13 protein-coding genes and 2 pseudogenes are annotated in these 15,954 nt (G+C 71.7%); 7 read left to right on the forward strand and 8 right to left on the reverse strand.

The window, feature by feature from the left end:
- The first annotated feature begins 55 nt into the window (after window positions 1–55).
- The 6 genes from ACFZDA_RS16500 (at window position 56) to ACFZDA_RS16525 (ending at window position 7,653) form a co-directional block, all read left to right on the forward strand.
- Window positions 56–796: a beta-phosphoglucomutase family hydrolase gene (locus ACFZDA_RS16500; protein WP_391081124.1), complete on the forward strand. Its 741-nt coding sequence runs from the start codon at window positions 56–58 to the stop codon at window positions 794–796.
- Complete coding sequence (locus ACFZDA_RS16505) at window positions 793–3,147, forward strand: glycosyl hydrolase family 65 protein (protein WP_391081126.1); 2,355 nt, start codon at window positions 793–795, stop codon at window positions 3,145–3,147. The genes ACFZDA_RS16500 and ACFZDA_RS16505 overlap by 4 nt, the downstream gene beginning before the upstream one ends.
- 158 nt (window positions 3,148–3,305) lie before the next feature.
- A complete protein-coding gene (locus ACFZDA_RS16510) occupies window positions 3,306–4,802 on the forward strand; it encodes a hypothetical protein (protein ID WP_391081128.1) in 1,497 nt (498 codons plus the stop codon).
- A 78-nt stretch (window positions 4,803–4,880) separates the two neighbouring features.
- On the forward strand, window positions 4,881–5,729 hold the full coding sequence (gene prcB, locus ACFZDA_RS16515) for a proteasome subunit beta (protein ID WP_391081131.1): 849 nt from the start codon (window positions 4,881–4,883) through the stop codon (window positions 5,727–5,729).
- Between the two features lie 200 nt (window positions 5,730–5,929).
- Complete coding sequence (locus tag ACFZDA_RS16520) at window positions 5,930–7,066, forward strand: HoxN/HupN/NixA family nickel/cobalt transporter (protein ID WP_391081134.1); 1,137 nt, start codon at window positions 5,930–5,932, stop codon at window positions 7,064–7,066.
- A 95-nt stretch (window positions 7,067–7,161) separates the two neighbouring features.
- Window positions 7,162–7,653 carry a DUF5709 domain-containing protein gene (locus ACFZDA_RS16525; protein WP_391081728.1) on the forward strand — a complete coding sequence of 164 codons (492 nt, stop codon included), beginning with the start codon at window positions 7,162–7,164 and terminating at the stop codon, window positions 7,651–7,653.
- A gap of 15 nt (window positions 7,654–7,668) precedes the next feature.
- On the opposite strand, the gene ACFZDA_RS16530 is transcribed toward ACFZDA_RS16525, so the two are convergent.
- The 6 genes and pseudogenes from ACFZDA_RS16530 to ACFZDA_RS16555 form a co-directional block, all read right to left on the reverse strand.
- A complete protein-coding gene (locus ACFZDA_RS16530) occupies window positions 7,669–7,875 on the reverse strand; it encodes a hypothetical protein (RefSeq protein ID WP_086559617.1) in 207 nt (68 codons plus the stop codon).
- Window positions 7,876–8,090: 215 nt separating this feature from the next.
- Entirely contained in the window at window positions 8,091–9,206 is a 1,116-nt protein-coding gene (locus ACFZDA_RS16535; protein WP_391081138.1) for a SpoIIE family protein phosphatase, read from the reverse strand.
- Window positions 9,207–9,277: 71 nt separating this feature from the next.
- A pseudogene (locus ACFZDA_RS16540) lies at window positions 9,278–9,388 on the reverse strand (beta-1,3-glucanase family protein); the annotation flags it as partial.
- A gap of 98 nt (window positions 9,389–9,486) precedes the next feature.
- Window positions 9,487–10,821 carry a glycoside hydrolase family 68 protein gene (locus tag ACFZDA_RS16545; protein ID WP_391081141.1) on the reverse strand — a complete coding sequence of 445 codons (1,335 nt, stop codon included), beginning with the start codon at window positions 10,819–10,821 and terminating at the stop codon, window positions 9,487–9,489.
- A gap of 197 nt (window positions 10,822–11,018) precedes the next feature.
- Window positions 11,019–12,038 carry a substrate-binding domain-containing protein gene (locus tag ACFZDA_RS16550; protein ID WP_391081144.1) on the reverse strand — a complete coding sequence of 340 codons (1,020 nt, stop codon included), beginning with the start codon at window positions 12,036–12,038 and terminating at the stop codon, window positions 11,019–11,021.
- A gap of 51 nt (window positions 12,039–12,089) precedes the next feature.
- Window positions 12,090–12,316: pseudogene (locus tag ACFZDA_RS16555) on the reverse strand (IS5/IS1182 family transposase); the annotation flags it as partial.
- An 88-nt stretch (window positions 12,317–12,404) separates the two neighbouring features.
- On the opposite strand from ACFZDA_RS16555, the gene ACFZDA_RS16560 reads away from it, so the two are divergent.
- Window positions 12,405–13,292 carry a GNAT family N-acetyltransferase gene (locus tag ACFZDA_RS16560; protein WP_391081148.1) on the forward strand — a complete coding sequence of 296 codons (888 nt, stop codon included), beginning with the start codon at window positions 12,405–12,407 and terminating at the stop codon, window positions 13,290–13,292.
- Here ACFZDA_RS16560 and murF read toward each other — a convergent pair.
- Both murF and ACFZDA_RS16570 read right to left on the reverse strand, forming a co-directional pair.
- Window positions 13,273–14,766 (reverse strand): UDP-N-acetylmuramoyl-tripeptide--D-alanyl-D-alanine ligase, encoded by a 1,494-nt coding sequence (gene murF / locus ACFZDA_RS16565; protein ID WP_391081150.1) that lies wholly within the window; start codon window positions 14,764–14,766, stop codon window positions 13,273–13,275. The two genes, ACFZDA_RS16560 and murF, sit on opposite strands and share 20 nt — an antisense overlap.
- A 281-nt stretch (window positions 14,767–15,047) precedes the next feature.
- Window positions 15,048–15,932: a Gfo/Idh/MocA family oxidoreductase gene (locus ACFZDA_RS16570; protein ID WP_391081153.1), complete on the reverse strand. Its 885-nt coding sequence runs from the start codon at window positions 15,930–15,932 to the stop codon at window positions 15,048–15,050.
- Window positions 15,933–15,954: the final 22 nt, after the last annotated feature.

The following is a 15,954-nucleotide window of genomic DNA, read 5'->3' on the forward strand; positions in this document are numbered from 1 at the left end:
CGGAATGTGGCGTGCGCCACTCACTGGACATCGCCGGCCGGGGAACCGGATCTGTATGACGCAGCTCGGTCTCCCCGAAGACATCCACGCCTGCCTCTTCGACCTCGACGGTGTCGTCACCAAGACGGCCGTCGTGCACGCGGCCGCCTGGAAGGAGATGTTCGACGCCTTCCTGCGCGAGCGCGACGGCGCGGACTTCCGGCCGTTCGACGCGGCGTCCGACTACGACGAGTACGTCGACGGGCGACCACGCGCCGACGGCGTGCGCACCTTCCTCGCCTCCCGCGGCATCGACCTGCCCGACGGCGACCCGGACGACCCACCCGGCGCGCAGACCGTGCACGGGCTCGGCAACCGCAAGAACGAGCTGGTCCTGGAGAAGATCCGCACCGACGGCGTCGAGGCCTACGACGGCACCCTGCGCTACCTGGAGGCGGTCCGCGCCCACGGACTGAGCACCGCGATCGTCTCCTCCAGCGCCAACTGCCGTGACGTGCTGCGCGCGATCGGCGCCGAGCACTTCTTCGACGTACGGATCGACGGCGTGGTCGCCGCCGAGCGCAAGCTGCCCGGCAAACCGCACCCCGACACGTTCCTGGCCGCCGCCGAGGACCTCGGCATCGAACCGGCCGAAGCCGCCGTCTTCGAGGACGCCCTGGCCGGCATGGACGCGGGCCGCGCGGGCCGCTTCGGGTACGTCGTCGGCGTCGACCGGGTGGGACAGACCGACGCGCTGTACGCGCACGGCGCCGACATCGTGGTGACGGACCTCGCCGAACTGGGGGGCACGCGGTGATCGCGCAGCGGGCGTACACCGTCGAACCCTGGACGGTGCGCGAGACGGAGCTCGACCTCGACGTCCTGGCCCAGAGCGAGTCCGTGTTCGGCCTGTCCAACGGCCACGTCGGCTGGCGCGGCAACCTCGACGAGGGCGAACCGCACGGCCTGCCCGGCTCCTACCTCAACGGCGTCCACGAACTGCACCCGCTGCCCTACGCCGAGGCCGGCTACGGCTACCCCGAGTCCGGCCAGACGTCCATCAACGTCACCAACGGCAAGGTGCTGCGCCTCCTGGTCGACGACGAGCCGTTCGACCTGCGCTACGGGCGGCTCGTCACCCACGAGCGGACCCTGGACCTGCGGCGCGGCGTGCTGGAACGGGTCTGCGAGTGGACCTCCCCGGCCGGCTCGACCATCCGGGTGCGCTCCACGCGGCTGGTCTCCCTGACCCAGCGGGCGATCGCCGCCGTCGCCTACGAGGTGGAGCCCGTCGACAGCCGTACCCGCGTCGTCGTCCAGTCGGAACTCGTCGCCAACGAGAGCCTGCCCGAGCCGGACGGCGACCCGCGCGCCGCGCGGGCGCTGAAGTCGCCGCTGGAACCGGAGGAGGACCTCGCCTCGGGCAGCAGGCTGCGCCTGGTCCACCGCACCCGGCGCAGCGGCCTGCGGGTCGCCGTGGCCGCCGACCACCTCGTCACCGGCCCGGAACGGACCACCACCAGCAGCGAGAGCAACGTGGACGTGGCGCGGCTGACCGTCACCTCGGTCCTGGAGCCGGGGGAGCGGCTGCGGGTGGAGAAGCTGGTCGCGCACGGCTGGTCCGCCGCCCGCTCCCGGCCCGCGATGAGCGACCAGGTCGAGGCGGCCCTCGCGGCGGCCGCGCACAGCGGCTGGTGGGGGCTCCTGAAGGACCAGCGGGCCTACCTCGACTCCTTCTGGGAGCGCGCCGACGTCGAGGTCGACGGCGACGAGGAGATCCAGCAGGCCGTCCGCTTCGCCCTCTTCCACGTCCTGCAGGGCGGCGCCCGCGCCGAACAGCGCGCCATCCCCGCGAAGGGACTCACCGGCTCCGGCTACGACGGCCACGCCTTCTGGGACACCGAGGCGTTCGTGCTGCCGCTGCTGACCTACACCGCGCCGGCGGCCGCCGCCGAGGCCCTGCGCTGGCGCCTCGGCACGCTGCCCGCCGCCCGGGAGCGCGCGGCCCAGCTCGGCCTGCGCGGGGCCGCGTTCCCCTGGCGCACCATCGAGGGCTCGGAAGGCTCCGCGTACTGGCCGGCGGGCACGGCCGCCTTCCACGTCGGCGCCGACATAGCCGACGCCGTGGTGCGGTACGTGGCGGTCACCGGCGACGAGGAGTTCGAGCGCGAGGTGGGGGTGGAGCTGCTGGTGGAGACCGCCCGCCTGTGGCGTTCCCTCGGCCACCACGACGACCGGGGCGTCTTCCACATCGACGGTGTCACCGGACCGGACGAGTACAGCGCGATCGCCGACGACAACACGTACACCAACCTCATGGCCCGGGCGAACCTGCTCGCCGCCGCCGACGCCTGCAAACGCCACCCCGACGAGGCGGCCCGGCTCGGCGCCGACGAGGAGGAGCGGGCCGCCTGGCGGGACGCCGCCGAGGCGGTGCACGTCCCCTACAACGAGGAGCTCGGCGTGCACGAACAGCACGCCGGCTTCACCCGCTACCAGCGCTGGGACTTCGCCCGCACCGGCCCGGACCAGTACCCGCTGATGCTGCACTTCCCCTACTTCGACCTGTACCGCAAGCAGGTGATCAAGCAGGCGGACCTGGTGCTGGCGATGTACAGCTGCGGCAGCTTCTTCGAGGAGTACTTCGACGAGGAGCAGATCGCCCGCAACTTCGCCTACTACGAGCCGCTGACCGTACGAGACTCCTCCCTGTCGGCCTGCGTCCAGGCCGTCCTGGCCGCCCGGACCGGCCATCTGGACCTGGCCTGCGCCTACACGGCCGAGGCCGCGCTGATGGACCTCGGGGACCTGGAGCACAACACCCGCGACGGACTGCACATCGCCTCGCTGGCCGGCACCTGGATGGCGCTGGTCGCCGGGTTCGGCGGTATGCGCTGCGCCGACGGCGGCCTGCGGTTCGCGCCGCGCCTGCCCGAGCGGTACAGCCGGCTGGCCTTCTCGGTGGGTTTCCTCGGCCGCTGCCTGCGGGTGGAGCTGACCTCCGGTCAGGCCACGTACACCCTGCGCTCGGGCCCGCCCCTGACGATCCGCCACCACGGCACCGAGGTGACGGTGCGTGAGGACACCCCCGTCACCCGCCCCGTGCCCCCGCCGACCCGGCGTCCGGCCCCGGGCCGGCCCCCGCACCGCGCCCCGAACACCCGCTGACCTCCCGATCGCGTCAGGCACTTGGCCGAATTCCGGTCTGCACCCCTACGCCCCGCGGGTTAGTTTGGCCGTGTTTTCCGATCATCGGACCTCCGCCTTCGGCCCACGGGCCGTGGAGGTCGCAGCGGCCCTACGCGCGTAGGGGTTAGGGGTGGACGATGTCCCACGGCGCGAACGCGATTCTCGTTCGCAGGCGAAGACGCACACAGACGCCCGGGCCGGGCACCAGCCGCAGGAGCCGCGTCGACCGACCGCTCGCCGCGGTGGCCGCGGTCTTCACCGTCGCGCAACTGGTCCTCGTCCGGCCCGTCCTCGGCCTCGGCTGGGACGAGATCGTCTACGTCAGCCAGGTCACCCCCGACACCCCGGCGGCCTTCTTCAGCGCACCGCGCTCCCGGGGCGTCTCCCTGCTCGTGGCGCCGATCGCGTCCTGGTCGTCGTCCACACCGCTGCTGCGCGTCTACCTCGCCCTGCTGTCCGGCCTCGCCCTCTACCTGGCCCTGCGCGCCTGGCGCGGCCTGTTCCCGACCCGGGTCCTGGCCGCCGGAGGCGCCCTCTTCGCGTCCCTGTGGGTGACCCTCTTCTACGGTCCGCAGGCCATGCCCAACTACTGGGTCGCGATCGGTGCCCTGGTCACCGTGGGCTGCTTCCTGCGGGCCCGGGCGCACCCCCGCGCCCGGACGGCGCTGTGGGGCGTCGCCGCGGGCGCCGCCCTCATGGCGTGGATGCGGCCCACCGACGCGGTCTGGGTGACCGTACCGCTGCTCGTCCTCGCCCTGGCCCGCCGCCACTGGCGCCTCCTCCTCGTCCTCTCGGCAGGCCTCGCGGCCGGCGCCGTCGAATGGGTGATCGAGGCCTACGTCGGCCACGGCGGGCTCGGGCAGCGGCTGTCGGACGCCTCCCGCATCCAGGGCGGACTGGGCTGGCAGATCGCGGTCGACGACCAGCTGCGCAGCCTGGGCGGACGGGCCCTGTGCCGGCCGTGCACCGGGTCCATGCCCCACCCCGTGGTCACCGTCTGGTGGTTCGCCCTGCCGGTCCTCGCAGGCCTCGGTCTGCTCGTCGCGGCCCGGGCCCGGCGCCTGGGACGGACCCTGGTCCCCCTGGCCTGCGCCGCCACGGCCGCACTGCCGTACCTGTTCATGATCGGTTACGCGGCGCCCCGCTTCCTCCAGCCTGCCTACGCGCTGCTCGCCATCCCGGTCGCCGACGCCCTGTGGCACCTGGTCAGAACCCCGGGCCGGACATGGCGGCCGGTGGCCGCCACCGCGGTCGCGCTCGGCCTGGCCGGGCATCTGGCCGTGCAGATCGCCGTCCTGGAGAACACCGTCTCCCGCAACACCGACAGCCGCCGCGACTGGGACCGCACCGCCGGAGCGCTGCACCGCCTCGGCGTGAGCCCGCCCTGCCTGCTCACCGGCCACGAGGCCATTCCCATCGGCTATTACACGGGCTGCTCCTCGGGCGCGACCTCCGGCCACAACGAGAACACCACGGTGGCGGACGTCCTGCGCACCGCGGACCGTCTCCCGGTCGCGCACATCGCACCGGCCGGCGGCACCCCGCCCCGCTATGCCCGCACCTGGCCCGTCCACCGGATCTCGGACCTGGACGTCCGCGTCGCACCGCCGGCGCGGCACAGCAACGGCCACTGAGGCCTCAACTCGCGTTTCCCGCCCGCCCGGTGCAGGTAGGAGTCGGGAAACGAAGGTCACGGACGAGGGGGGAACGCCATGGCGGGGATCGACCACGAGGGGCGGCTGGGGGAGGAGTTCTTCACGCCGGGCTCCTCGTCCTTCACCGAGTTCCTGGCGGCCCACCGCCCCCACCTGCTGAGCACCCGCCGGATCCTCCCGGACGGCGTCCGCGCCGAGGGCGCCCCGCACGGCACGACCGTGCTGGCCCTCACCTTCGGCGACGGGGTGCTGATCGCGGGCGACCGGCGGGCGACGATGGGCAACCTGATCGCCCAGCGGGACCTGGAGAAGGTGCACCCCGCCGACGACCACACCGCCGTGGCCTTCGCCGGTTCCGTCGGGCTCGCGCTCGACCTGGTGAAGCTCTACCAGGTCGAGCTGACGCACTTCGAGAAGGTCGAGGGCATCCCCATGACCCTCGCCGCGAAGGCCACCCGGCTGGCCACGATGATCCGGGGCAACCTGGGCCAGGCCATGCAGGGCCTCGCCGTCGTCCCGCTGCTCGCCGGCTACGATCCCGCGGCTCCCGAGGGCGGGCGCGGCCGCATCTTCGCTTTCGACGTCGCCGGCGGCCGTTACGAGAAGTCCGGCTTCCACGCCGAGGGCTCCGGCTCGCCGTACGCCCGGGGCGCGTTGAAGAAGCTGTTCCGCCCCGGCATGTCCCGGCGCGAGGCCGCCCTGGCCGCGCTCCAGGCGCTGTACGACGCGGCCGACGACGACTCCGCGACCGGCGGCCCGGACCTCACCCGCCGCATCTATCCCGTCGTCTCCGTCATCACGGAGGACGGCTTCGAGCGGCTGCCGGAGACGGAGACGGAGGAGCTGAGCCGCGAGATGGTCGAGCAGCGCCGCGGCCGGCCGGACGGACCGCACGCCGGGGTGTGACATCAGGCCGCAGGGTGCCCGGCCCGGGAGCTCGTCGGTGACCCGAAGTTTCCGGGCCTGCGGTTTTCTGGATCCCGCGGGGTTTTGGGATCCATGGACAAGACCTGTCGCGGGCTTTACTGCGCATAGATCGCAAGTACTGGAGGATGGCGCGAGGCTGTTTCCCGCAGCCGTCCGTCCTGCAGAAAGACCCTCCCCCGATGACGGCCGCCCCCGAGTCCACTCCGCCCCTCCCCGCCACGGCCCGGCACCGCGTCCGTACCTCCATGACGCGGCAGGAGTGGACCAGGGCGGGAGGGATGGCCGCCGTCATCGTGGCTCTGCACGTGATCGGCTGGTTCACCCTCGTCGTGATCGTCGCCCCCGAGCACCACGCCATCGGCACGCAGTCCTTCGGCGTCGGCATCGGCGTCACCGCGTACACGCTCGGCATGCGGCACGCCTTCGACGCCGACCACATCGCCGCCATCGACAACACCACCCGCAAACTGATGGGCGAGGGGCAGCGGCCGCTGTCCGTCGGCTTCTGGTTCTCCCTCGGCCACTCCAGCGTCGTCTTCGTCCTGGCCTTCCTGCTCACTCTCGGCGTGAAGACGCTGGCCGGGCCGGTCCGCGACGGCGGCTCCTCGCTGCACGACGTCACCGGCCTGATCGGCACGACCGTCTCCGGGACGTTCCTCTACCTCATCGCGGCCGTCAACCTCGTCGTCCTCGCCGGCATCTGGAAGGTCTTCCGCAGGATGCGCTCGGGCCACTACGACGAGGCGGCCCTGGAGGACCAGCTGAACAACCGCGGCTTCATGAACCGACTCCTGGGCCGAGTCATGAAATCGGTCTCCAGGCCTGGGCAGATGTACCCGCTGGGCCTGCTGTTCGGCCTCGGCTTCGACACCGCCACCGAGATCGCCCTGCTCGTCCTGGCCGGCTCCGGCGCCGCGTCCGGTCTGCCCTGGTACGCGATCCTGTGCCTGCCCGTCCTGTTCGCCGCCGGGATGTGCCTCCTGGACACCGTCGACGGCTCGTTCATGAACTTCGCCTATGGCTGGGCCTTCTCCAAGCCGGTCCGCAAGGTCTACTACAACCTTACGATCACCGGCCTGTCCGTCGCCGTGGCCCTGCTCATCGGGACCGTCGAACTCCTCGGTCTGCTCGTGGCGCGGCTCGGCCTGCACGGCCCCTTCTGGGACTGGATCTCCGGCCTCGACCTCAACGTCCTCGGGTACGTCGTCGTCGCGCTGTTCGTCGCCACGTGGGCCGTCGCGCTGCTGGTCTGGAGGCTCGGGCGCATCGAGGCGAAGTGGACGGGTGGCCTGGTCCGGCCGGGGCGGGAAGGTTAGAGCCCGCGTAACGGGAAACGCGGAACGGGCACATGAGACAGACGAACGAGTCGACGCAGCGCGACAGGGAGGCAGAAGTGATGGGCACGGAACCGATGCGCCCCGAGCCGATGGCGGACGACGCGTACCAGCCCACCGGGAGCAACGAGGAGCAGGAGGACGCCGCGCCCCTGGACCTCCAGGACGCCGTCGACGAACGGACCTACGACGACATCCTCGACGAGGGCCACTCCCCGCCGGAGAAGCCGCTCGGCGTCACCAAGCGCGGCACCACCGCCGCCGAGCAGCACGAGGGCGAGACCCTCGACGACCGCCTCTCCCAGGAGGTCCCCGACGTGTCCGCCGAGCCCGCCGGGGACGGCGTGGGCGACACCCCCGACAGCGACGGCGAGCCGGTCGACCCCGAGGCGGGCACCGCCCGCGCGGGCCGCCTGGTCGCCCCGGACGAGGGCGCCCACCCCGACACGACGAAGGAGACCGTCGCCACGGACATCGGCATCGACGGGGGTGCGGCCGGTGCGGAGGAGGCGGCGGTCCACGTGGTGGAGGACGACAGCGCCCTGCCGGAGGACGACGGCAGGGCGTGACGCTCCGCCCGGGGGCTACGGCAGCAGCTTCTCCAGCGCGGCCGGGCCCTCCGCCGCCAGCTTGCGCCTGGCCCATTCCAGGGTGTGCGGGGTGAGGTCCTTGCCCGAGGCGAGGACGAGGTCCTCCGGTGACACGTCGGTGCCGGTGCGGGCGTGCAGCAGGCGGTCCGGGGTGGTGCGGTCCTCGGGGGGCCGGGATGCGGCGGGCTGTGAAGTCGACATGTTCTCTGCTCCTAGGGTCCGGATCGCTGGTGCGGCCCCGGTGCTGAAAAACGGGCCCGAGACCACCATTCAACGCCAGAGCCCACCGTGCATCCGGAGAGCCGGGCCCCCGGCCCCGCAACCCCGCGCACAGCCGGCCCCAGGCCCTGCCGAGAGCCCCGCCCAGCCTGCGGGAAACGTGCCGGGAGCCGCCGAAGGGCCGCCGCCGGCCGCCGTCAGGGCCCGTCCCGCCCACGGGGCGCGAGCACGAGCATCGTGACGTCGTCCCGCACATCCGGGCAGTACCGGACGAGGTCGGTCCACACCCGCTCCGCCAGCCCTGCCGGATCCTCGTCGTCGAGTACCGGCAGCCGCTCGGCGAGGGGATAGAAGACCCCGCCCGCGTCCCGGGCCTCGGTGACACCGTCGGATGCGAGGAACAGCCGGTCACCGGTCCGCAGCCGGACCGAGACGACCTTCGGCCCAGTGGCCTCGGCGAGGCCCAGCCCCAGCGGTGTGCACGGCTCGACGTCCAGCTCGACGACCCGCCCGTCCCGCAGCAGCAACGGCCCGGACTGCCCGCACGCCACGATCCGCACCACACGCGCGTCGGCGGAGAAGTCCAGCAGCACCGCCGTCGCGAACAGTTCGGCATGCCGCTCGCCCGCGGAGTCCACCACCAGCCTCCGGTCGAGCCGGGCCGCCACCGCCTCCGGATCGGGCCGGTCCAGCACCGCCTCCCGGAAGGCCCCCAGCAGCGAAGCGACCGTCGCCACCGCGGACAGCCCGTGCCCCTGCACATCGCCCATGACCGCCCGTACGCCGTAGGGGCCCGCGCGTACGTCGAAGAAGTCGCCCCCGACCAGCGTCCCGCTCTGCGCGGCCCGGTACAGCCCCGCGCACCGCACCGGGCCGACCCGCTCCGGCAGCGGCGGCACCACGGCCCGCTGCGCGGCCTCGGCGACGGCCCGCTCGGTGACCAGCTGCGCGTCACGCCGACTGCGCACGTACGACAGCAGCACGCTCAGCATTGCGACGAAGCACACGGTCAGCAGATCGGTGCTGCCGGGGTCGTTCAGACGGAAGACCGGCACCGTCAGCACGACCACCGACAGCGCACCGAGCACCGCCGTCGCGACCGGCCCGTGCGCCAGCACGGCCAGCGGCGGGATCGCACCCAGCAGGAAGCCGATGTCGAGCGGCTCCGGACTGATCAGCTCAGCCGCGCAGACGCCCGCCAGCAGCACGGACGGCAGCACCCGAGCCCAGACCGGCGGGGGCGCGCCACGCAGCCAGCCCCGCCGGTCCAGGTCCCGGTCGCGGCGCGGCAGCCGGGCGCGCACACCACTCACACCACCACGCTGCTACGCCCCACCGGGCGCCGCATTCCGGGCCCGCGCCCGAACGGCGTGCGCGCCCGCAAGAACGGCGTGAGCGTCAGCCGCAGCCCCGTCGGCGCCGTGCCCTGGACGTACGAGGCGAAGTCGGCCACGTCGTCGAAGGCGAAGCCGTACGCCTTGCCGTCCCGCGCGGCCACCCACCACGCCAAGGCCGTGCACGCGGCCGCGCGGGACGGCCGTGGCCGGCCACCCTTGGGGTGACCGGCCCGGTGGGTTGCTCGACTGAGACCGGTTATGGGATGAAGCCGTAGTCCAACTGGCTGATGAGCTTGGTCGTGTCGCCCCGCAGGGACAGCACGAGCGTGCGTGCGAGGGTGCCGCCGAAGCGGGTCCCCCCGTCAGCGGTCGGGACCGTGTCGATGAAGCTCTCCACCAGCCCGTTGGGCATCACGTAGTGCGAGTACTGCTGTGTCGGGGCTTCCTCCGGGTTGCCCAGGACCAGTGCACTGCCGTTGAGTGGCTGGTAGTCGCTGCGCAGCGACGAACCGATGAATCCGTAGAGGCCGTCCCAGCCATGCAGCCCTGGGGCGAACGTGAACTTGTGGCTGATCGTGAACAGGTAGTACTTGCCGCCGCGGATGACCAGGTGCGGGCGTTCGGTCTGCTGGTTCACGCAGTTGGCCGAGAGCAGAGGCGGCTGCAGCCGCCAGTTCTCCAGGCTGTCGTCCTCAGCCGTGGCCAGCCCGATGTTGCCCGTGTAGTACTTGGCGTCTTCCGGCACCTCGTGGTCGGCCGGGACGTCACCTATGTCGCGCTCGGTGCACCGGTACGTGCCGGCTACGCCGGCCGTATTGCCCTCGAACAGGAGGTGTACCTTGCCGTCCCGGGGGTCGCGGAAGACGAACGGGTCGCGGAAGGCGTAGATGATCGGGCCCGCCTGCGACTGTTCCATGGTCTGATACAGCTTGCCGTCGGCCTCGGCGATGATGCGGTGGTCCTGGAAGCCGCCGAACCACACGCGGTTCTTGTCCGCGTGGATCTGACCGGTCGCCATCGCCAGGCGCTGCAAGGGATCGTTGGGGTCGACCCCACCGTTGTCGCGGCCGGAGGCGGTGTAGAAGGAGTACACCTTGTCGCCGACGAGGGCTGCCGAGCCGGCCCACTCACGTGAGCCGAATGAGGTGCCGGGCTTGAACAGGTCGCCGCCGTACTTCCAGCTCTTGGCGTCGCGCGAGTAGAAGTAGCCGATCTTCGCGTACCAGTGCCGGTCGCCGAAGGGAACCGAGCGCGGGGCCGTCAGCGAGAAGATGACGTGCCAGCCCTTGTACGTGGCGGTCTTCGTGTTGAGCCTGGTGAGCGGCCAGGTGTCCCACACCCACACCTTGTCGCTCATCACCGGGAAGTCGGGCGACACGCGTGGCGCGGTGTTCGTCTTGTCCTGGCGGAGCTTCAACGCGTCGGCGCGGGACCAGACAGCCGTGTAGTCGTCGTCCGCGCTGTACTGCCGTATTCCCGCCCGGGACTGGTCCGGTGCGGCGGCGGAAGCCGGAGTCGCCGTGCTGCCCAGCGCGGCAAGGGCGAGTAATCCCGTGGCCAGCCGGAGCAGTGCTTTTCGTGCTCTGTGCATGCGTCACCCTTCGAAGAAGAGAGGCTCGAGTGGAAGGGGTGGAACCGGTTCCGCGCGTGACCGTATCTCAACTCACAGAAGTGACGGCAGGGGCAGGCAAGTGAAGTTCTGAGGTTGAAAATGCAAAGGCGAGCCAAGGCGGAGAAACAGACGCTGGAAGATTATGGAAACGGCTCCAACGCCCGGCGTGCCGGGGATCAGGCCCCGGCGACGTGGGTGGTACGCCGAGGCACGACCTCCAGTTCCAGCACCTTCTCCACGGGGTCGCCGACGGGCCGGCCGATGCGTTCCAGCAAGAGGCGTGCGGCGATCTCGCCGCTGGCGTGGAGGGGCTGGCGCACGGTGGTGAGTCCTACGTAGGCCGCCACGTCAAGGTCGTCGAAGCCCACGACGGACAGCTCCTGCGGGATCCGCACGCCGGATGAGCTCGCTGCTTCGAGTACCCCCAAAGCCTGAGTGTCGGAAGCGGCGACGATCGCGCTGGGGCGCTCCGGAAGAGCCAGGAGTTCGTCGGTGAGGCGATGGGCCACCGCGCGACCGTGGGGTCCGACCCGGACGTAGGGCTCTTCCAGCGCCAAGCCGTATGCCTTCAGCGCCAGCTCGCAGCCTTCGCGCCGACGGGCGCTCGCGGTGAAACGGAAACGGTCGTCGGCCTCCTCGCCCATGAACGCGATCCGCCGATGGCCCAGTTGCAGCAGATGACGCGTCGCCAGCATGCCGCCACGGACGTCGTCGATCACCACGCGCGGCAGGTCCGGGTGATCACAGTCCAGCAGGACCGTGGGCAGACCGGCACGTGCCAACTGTTTCACGTCGTCGTCAGTGGGACGGAGCGAGATCGCCAGCAGCCCGTCGAAGCGGTCGCCGGTGGCCACCGCCCGATACTGCTGATCACGCTCATCCGAGGTGACCACATCGAGCAGCGTGAGATCGTGGTCGCTGGCTTGCAGGACCCGCGAGATACCGCGCAGCCGCTCGACGACCGACGGTTCGGTGGCGAAGGGCGCCATGACGGCGACGCTCTGGGTGCGTCCCGTGGACAAGGCGCGAGCGCGCCGGTTGGGCCGGTAGTCCAGATCGGACATCGTCCGCAGCACCCGCTCACGGGTGTCGTCGCTGACATTCCGGCTGCCGTTCAGGACGCGCGAAACCGTGCCCACGCCCACCCCGGCTCGTGCAGCGACATCGCCGATGGTCGCCCGTTCTCTCACGGCCATACAGTATCCGACGCCTCAGCTCAACCCTGCTGACGCGTATCCTCCGACGCCCTCGATGAGGCCGGCGTCGTCGAGCCCGTGCAGGACCGCTTCGTGCGGCCGGCCCCAGACCCCGGCCCGCGACCAGATCAGGGGGTTCGCCGCAAACAGCGTCTCATCAGGCGTATCCTGCGTGCCGACGCCCTGCGGCCGCATGTTCGACGGTGGGATCAGCGGCTTCGCGTGTCCCACAGTCCGTCCGGAACAATCCAGCTCCATGTACCCCGCCCCGTCCACAGGCCAACGAGCGATCACCATATAGGGCACCGTCTTAAGGCGCTGCGGAAAGCCGATGGCTCTCCGCAGCAGCCATCCTGGAGGAATTTCGTGACCGACGTGGTCATCCGCGCGCTCGACGCGAGCGACGCCGACCTCTTCGACACCCTGCCCGATCCGCTGGGCGCCCGTGACGGCCACCGGCTGACCCGGCACCGCCCCGACTGGAAGCGCGTGGCCCTGCGCGACGGCAGGGTGGTGGCCCGCGGCGCCTGGTGGGGCGGTCCCGACGACACCGAGCCCGTCAACCTCAACTGGTTCGACGTGGCGGACGGTGAGGAGGAAGCGGGCGCCGCACTCCTGCGCTCCGCCCCCTGGCAGGTGGAACTGGAACTGAATCTGCCGGCGGGCTGGCGCGACGACCCGGCCCTGCGCGCCGCGGCCGAGACCCGCTCCACCGCCGCACGAAAGGCCGGCTACGACCTCCTCGTGGAACGCCTGTTGTACCGGTGGACGCCCGACCGCGGTCTGCCCGAGCGGCCCGGGCGTCTGGTGTTCCGCGCCGAACCGGACGACGCCGTGTTCTTCGACGCGCTGCGCCGTATCCACTCCGTCACGCTGGACGCCCACGCGCTGAAGGCCGTCGAGCAGGGCGGACTCGACCAGGCGGCCCAGGAGGAACTCGACTTCTTCCGCTGGTGCCCCTCGCCCCGGGAGTGGTGGCAGGTAGCGCACACACCACAAGGCGAACCGGTCGGCATCCACATCCCGGCCCACAATCCGTCGGGCCCGTGCATCGGCTTCATCGGAGTCCTGCCCGGCCGGCGGGGCCACGGCTACGCCTACGACCTGCTGGCCGAGTGCACCCACTTCCTGGCCGAACAGGGCGCCGAGTTCGTCGCGGCCGCCACGGACAAGGGCAACTTCCCCATGGCCGCGAACTTCGCCAAGGCCGGTTTCCCAGTGGTCAAGGAACGCCTCAACTTCGGGCCGGCGTAACGTCGGCAACCGACGACGACGCCGCAGATGCGCGTGCCGGACCCCGCGTCGGCTGAGCCGGTGCCGGGGCGTCGTTCCGCAGTTCCTGGGCCAGTTGCTGCAGGCCGGCGTCCCGCGCTCCCTTGAGCAGGACCAAGTCGCCGGGCTCCACAAGCATGTGCAGCATCTTTCGCGCCTGTTGCCGACTGGGTACCAGGACGCTGTCCGCACCGTGGGCGCGCGCTGACTCTTCCAGCCACCGTGCTCCTTCCTCGAGCCATGGGGCCTCCGGCCCTCCGATGACGATCAGTGCGCAGATCCCGAGTTCGGCAACCAATCGGCCGATTTCAGCGTGCGCCTCTTTGGAGGCGTCGCCCAGTTTGTGCATCCCGCCGAGGACCGCGATGGTGTCCCGGCCGTTCGCCATCGCGGCCAGAGCCGTCAGGGACGCCCGCATCGCTTCGGGTGCCGCGTTGTAGGCATCGTCGATGATGGTGACTCCGTCCTGTCGTTCGAAGACCTCCATACGCCCCGGGGTCACGGCCTTCACCTCCCCGAGCGCGGCGGCGATCCGATCGACCGACAGACCGGCGTGGCGTGCGATGGCGGCGGCGGTGAGCGCATTGGTGACGAAGTGTTCACCGAAGAGCCCAAGGGTGACCGGCGCCCTCCCCTCGGGCGTGCACAGGGTGAAGTGCGCATGGCCGGACCTGTCGAGGCGCACGTCCTCCGCCCGGACCTCGGCGTCCGGCGCTCGGCCGACAAGAACCACCGGGGCCTCGGTGCGGTCAGTCATGCCGCGTACCAGGGGGTCGTCGGCGTTGAGGACCGCGAGGCCGTCGGCAGGCAGAGACTCGACCAGCTCGCCCTTGGCATGGGCGATGGCCTGTTTGCTGCCGAACCTGCCGATATGGGCAGTGCCGACGTTGAGGACCGCGCCCACCGTCGGCCGGGCGATCCCAGCGAGGTACCGGATGTCACCGGGGCCGTGATGGGCCACCTCCAGAACCAGGTACCGGGTGGAGGCGTCGGCCGTGGTGATGGTCAGGGGCAGTCCGATCCGGTCATTGAAGTTGCGTTGAGTCGCCACCGTCGGTCCCGCGTATCCGAGCAGGTGAGCTGTCAGGTCCGTGGTGCTGGTCTTGCCTGACGAGCCTGTCACGCCGATCACCATGGTCTTGGAGAGCCGGCCGACCAGGTGCGCGGCCAGGACGCCGAGAGCCGCCCGCACATCCGGCACGACGACGGCGGGCTCCTCGGCCGGACGCTCGGTGAGCACCGCCACTGCGCCCGAGCTGACGGCCAGGGCGGCGAACGGGTGATTGTCAGCCCGCGAGCCGTCGGGGCGTTCCAGGACCAGAGCGACGAACAGGCCGTGGCTGCTCTTGTGCGGATCCAAGGTGGGAGGCGCGGTGACCAAGGCTCCACGATCCGGCACATGGTGGAGTCTGCCGCCGACGACGGTCGCGATGTCCTGCAGGCTCATCGGGATCATGGCTGTTCTCCTATCGGGGTCACGGCTGGTCCGCCTGGCAGCCGCGCCAGTTCCGGAATATTCCGTTCCGGAGGGTATAGACAGCCTCCCGGGCGGTGCGCCGGACACACCGGGCTCCAGGGCACGAAGGCACGACAGAGTGTCGACGCCCGTCTGGCGGCCGGCACGATCCGCCAGCACGTCCTGGCCGCACTGCGTCCCTCACGGCGCCTGCGGGTCAGCCCCCACCTCGTCGAACGCGCCATCTCCAAGACCCAGCCGCACACCTCACGGCCTTGCCGCTAGCGGGCGCCGCCGTTCAGCAGGTCGTCGGCCGCCGTGAGGATCTCCGTCACGCGCAGGCCGAACGTCGCGTCGCACGCGTGCGGGCGGCCGGTCCGGGCGGCGGCGCGCAGGGCGTCCGCGGCCCGCATCAACGGACGGACCGCTCCGTCGGAGCTCTCCGGCAGGACCGCGACCCCGGCCTCCCCGAGGAGTTCCACGGCGGCACCGGACGCGGCGGGCGGTGCCGTCAGGCTCAGCGTGAGCGTGCTCGACGCGCCGCTCGTGTGGTCGAGCACGACATGGACCGTGTCCCCGGGGCCGTACGCCGCCGCCGTCACGCGTCGCACATCGCCGAGCACCGGCAGCAGGACGGACAGGGCGTGCGGTCCGACGTCCCACAGAGCGCCCTTCTCCCGCCGCCACGGCGTGGCGAAGGGACTCTCGCTGCTGAACACCGCCCCGAGCCACTGCGCCCGCCCCGTGAACCAGCCCGGCACCGCCGCCTGCTCGGTGATCCACGCCGCCGGCTCGGGCTGGAAACGGGTCGTGAAGAACACGACGGAGGCGACCCCCGCCTCCTCGACGGCCTCGGCCACCGCCCGGCCCTGCTCCACCGTCACCGCCAGGGGCTTGTCGAGCAGCAGATGACACCCGGCTCGCGCCGCCCGCGCGGCGAGGTCGGCCTGCACCTCGGGAGGCAGCGCCACGGCGACCGCGTCCACGTCGGCGAACAGCGCGTCCACGTCGTCGTAGGCCCGGACGCCGTGCCGTTCCGCCAGCTCCTTCGCCGCTTCGGGGCGGCGTCCCCACACCCCGGCGAAGTCGAGCCCGTCGTGCCCGCTGAGGGCGGGTGCGTGGGCGATCCGCGCCCATGGGCCGGTGCCGAGCAGTCCTATGCGCATGCCGCCGCCTCTCCGGTGCCGT

Source organism: Streptomyces sp. NPDC007991 (genome assembly GCF_042958445.1).
GTDB lineage: Bacteria > Actinomycetota > Actinomycetes > Streptomycetales > Streptomycetaceae > Streptomyces.

Bases quoted from the DNA above. Each gene is read 5' to 3' on its own strand.
- ACFZDA_RS16500 (WP_391081124.1), top strand. From the start codon at position 56: ATGACGCAGCTCGGTCTCCCCGAAGACATCCACGCCTGCCTCTTCGAC.
- ACFZDA_RS16510 (WP_391081128.1), top strand. From the start codon at position 3,306: ATGTCCCACGGCGCGAACGCGATTCTCGTTCGCAGGCGAAGACGCACA.
- prcB (WP_391081131.1), top strand. From the start codon at position 4,881: ATGGCGGGGATCGACCACGAGGGGCGGCTGGGGGAGGAGTTCTTCACG.
- ACFZDA_RS16520 (WP_391081134.1), top strand. From the start codon at position 5,930: ATGACGGCCGCCCCCGAGTCCACTCCGCCCCTCCCCGCCACGGCCCGG.
- ACFZDA_RS16525 (WP_391081728.1), top strand. From the start codon at position 7,162: ATGCGCCCCGAGCCGATGGCGGACGACGCGTACCAGCCCACCGGGAGC.
- ACFZDA_RS16530 (WP_086559617.1), bottom strand. From the start codon at position 7,875: ATGTCGACTTCACAGCCCGCCGCATCCCGGCCCCCCGAGGACCGCACC.
- ACFZDA_RS16545 (WP_391081141.1), bottom strand. From the start codon at position 10,821: ATGCACAGAGCACGAAAAGCACTGCTCCGGCTGGCCACGGGATTACTC.
- ACFZDA_RS16550 (WP_391081144.1), bottom strand. From the start codon at position 12,038: ATGGCCGTGAGAGAACGGGCGACCATCGGCGATGTCGCTGCACGAGCC.
- murF (WP_391081150.1), bottom strand. From the start codon at position 14,766: ATGATCCCGATGAGCCTGCAGGACATCGCGACCGTCGTCGGCGGCAGA.
- ACFZDA_RS16570 (WP_391081153.1), bottom strand. From the start codon at position 15,932: ATGCGCATAGGACTGCTCGGCACCGGCCCATGGGCGCGGATCGCCCAC.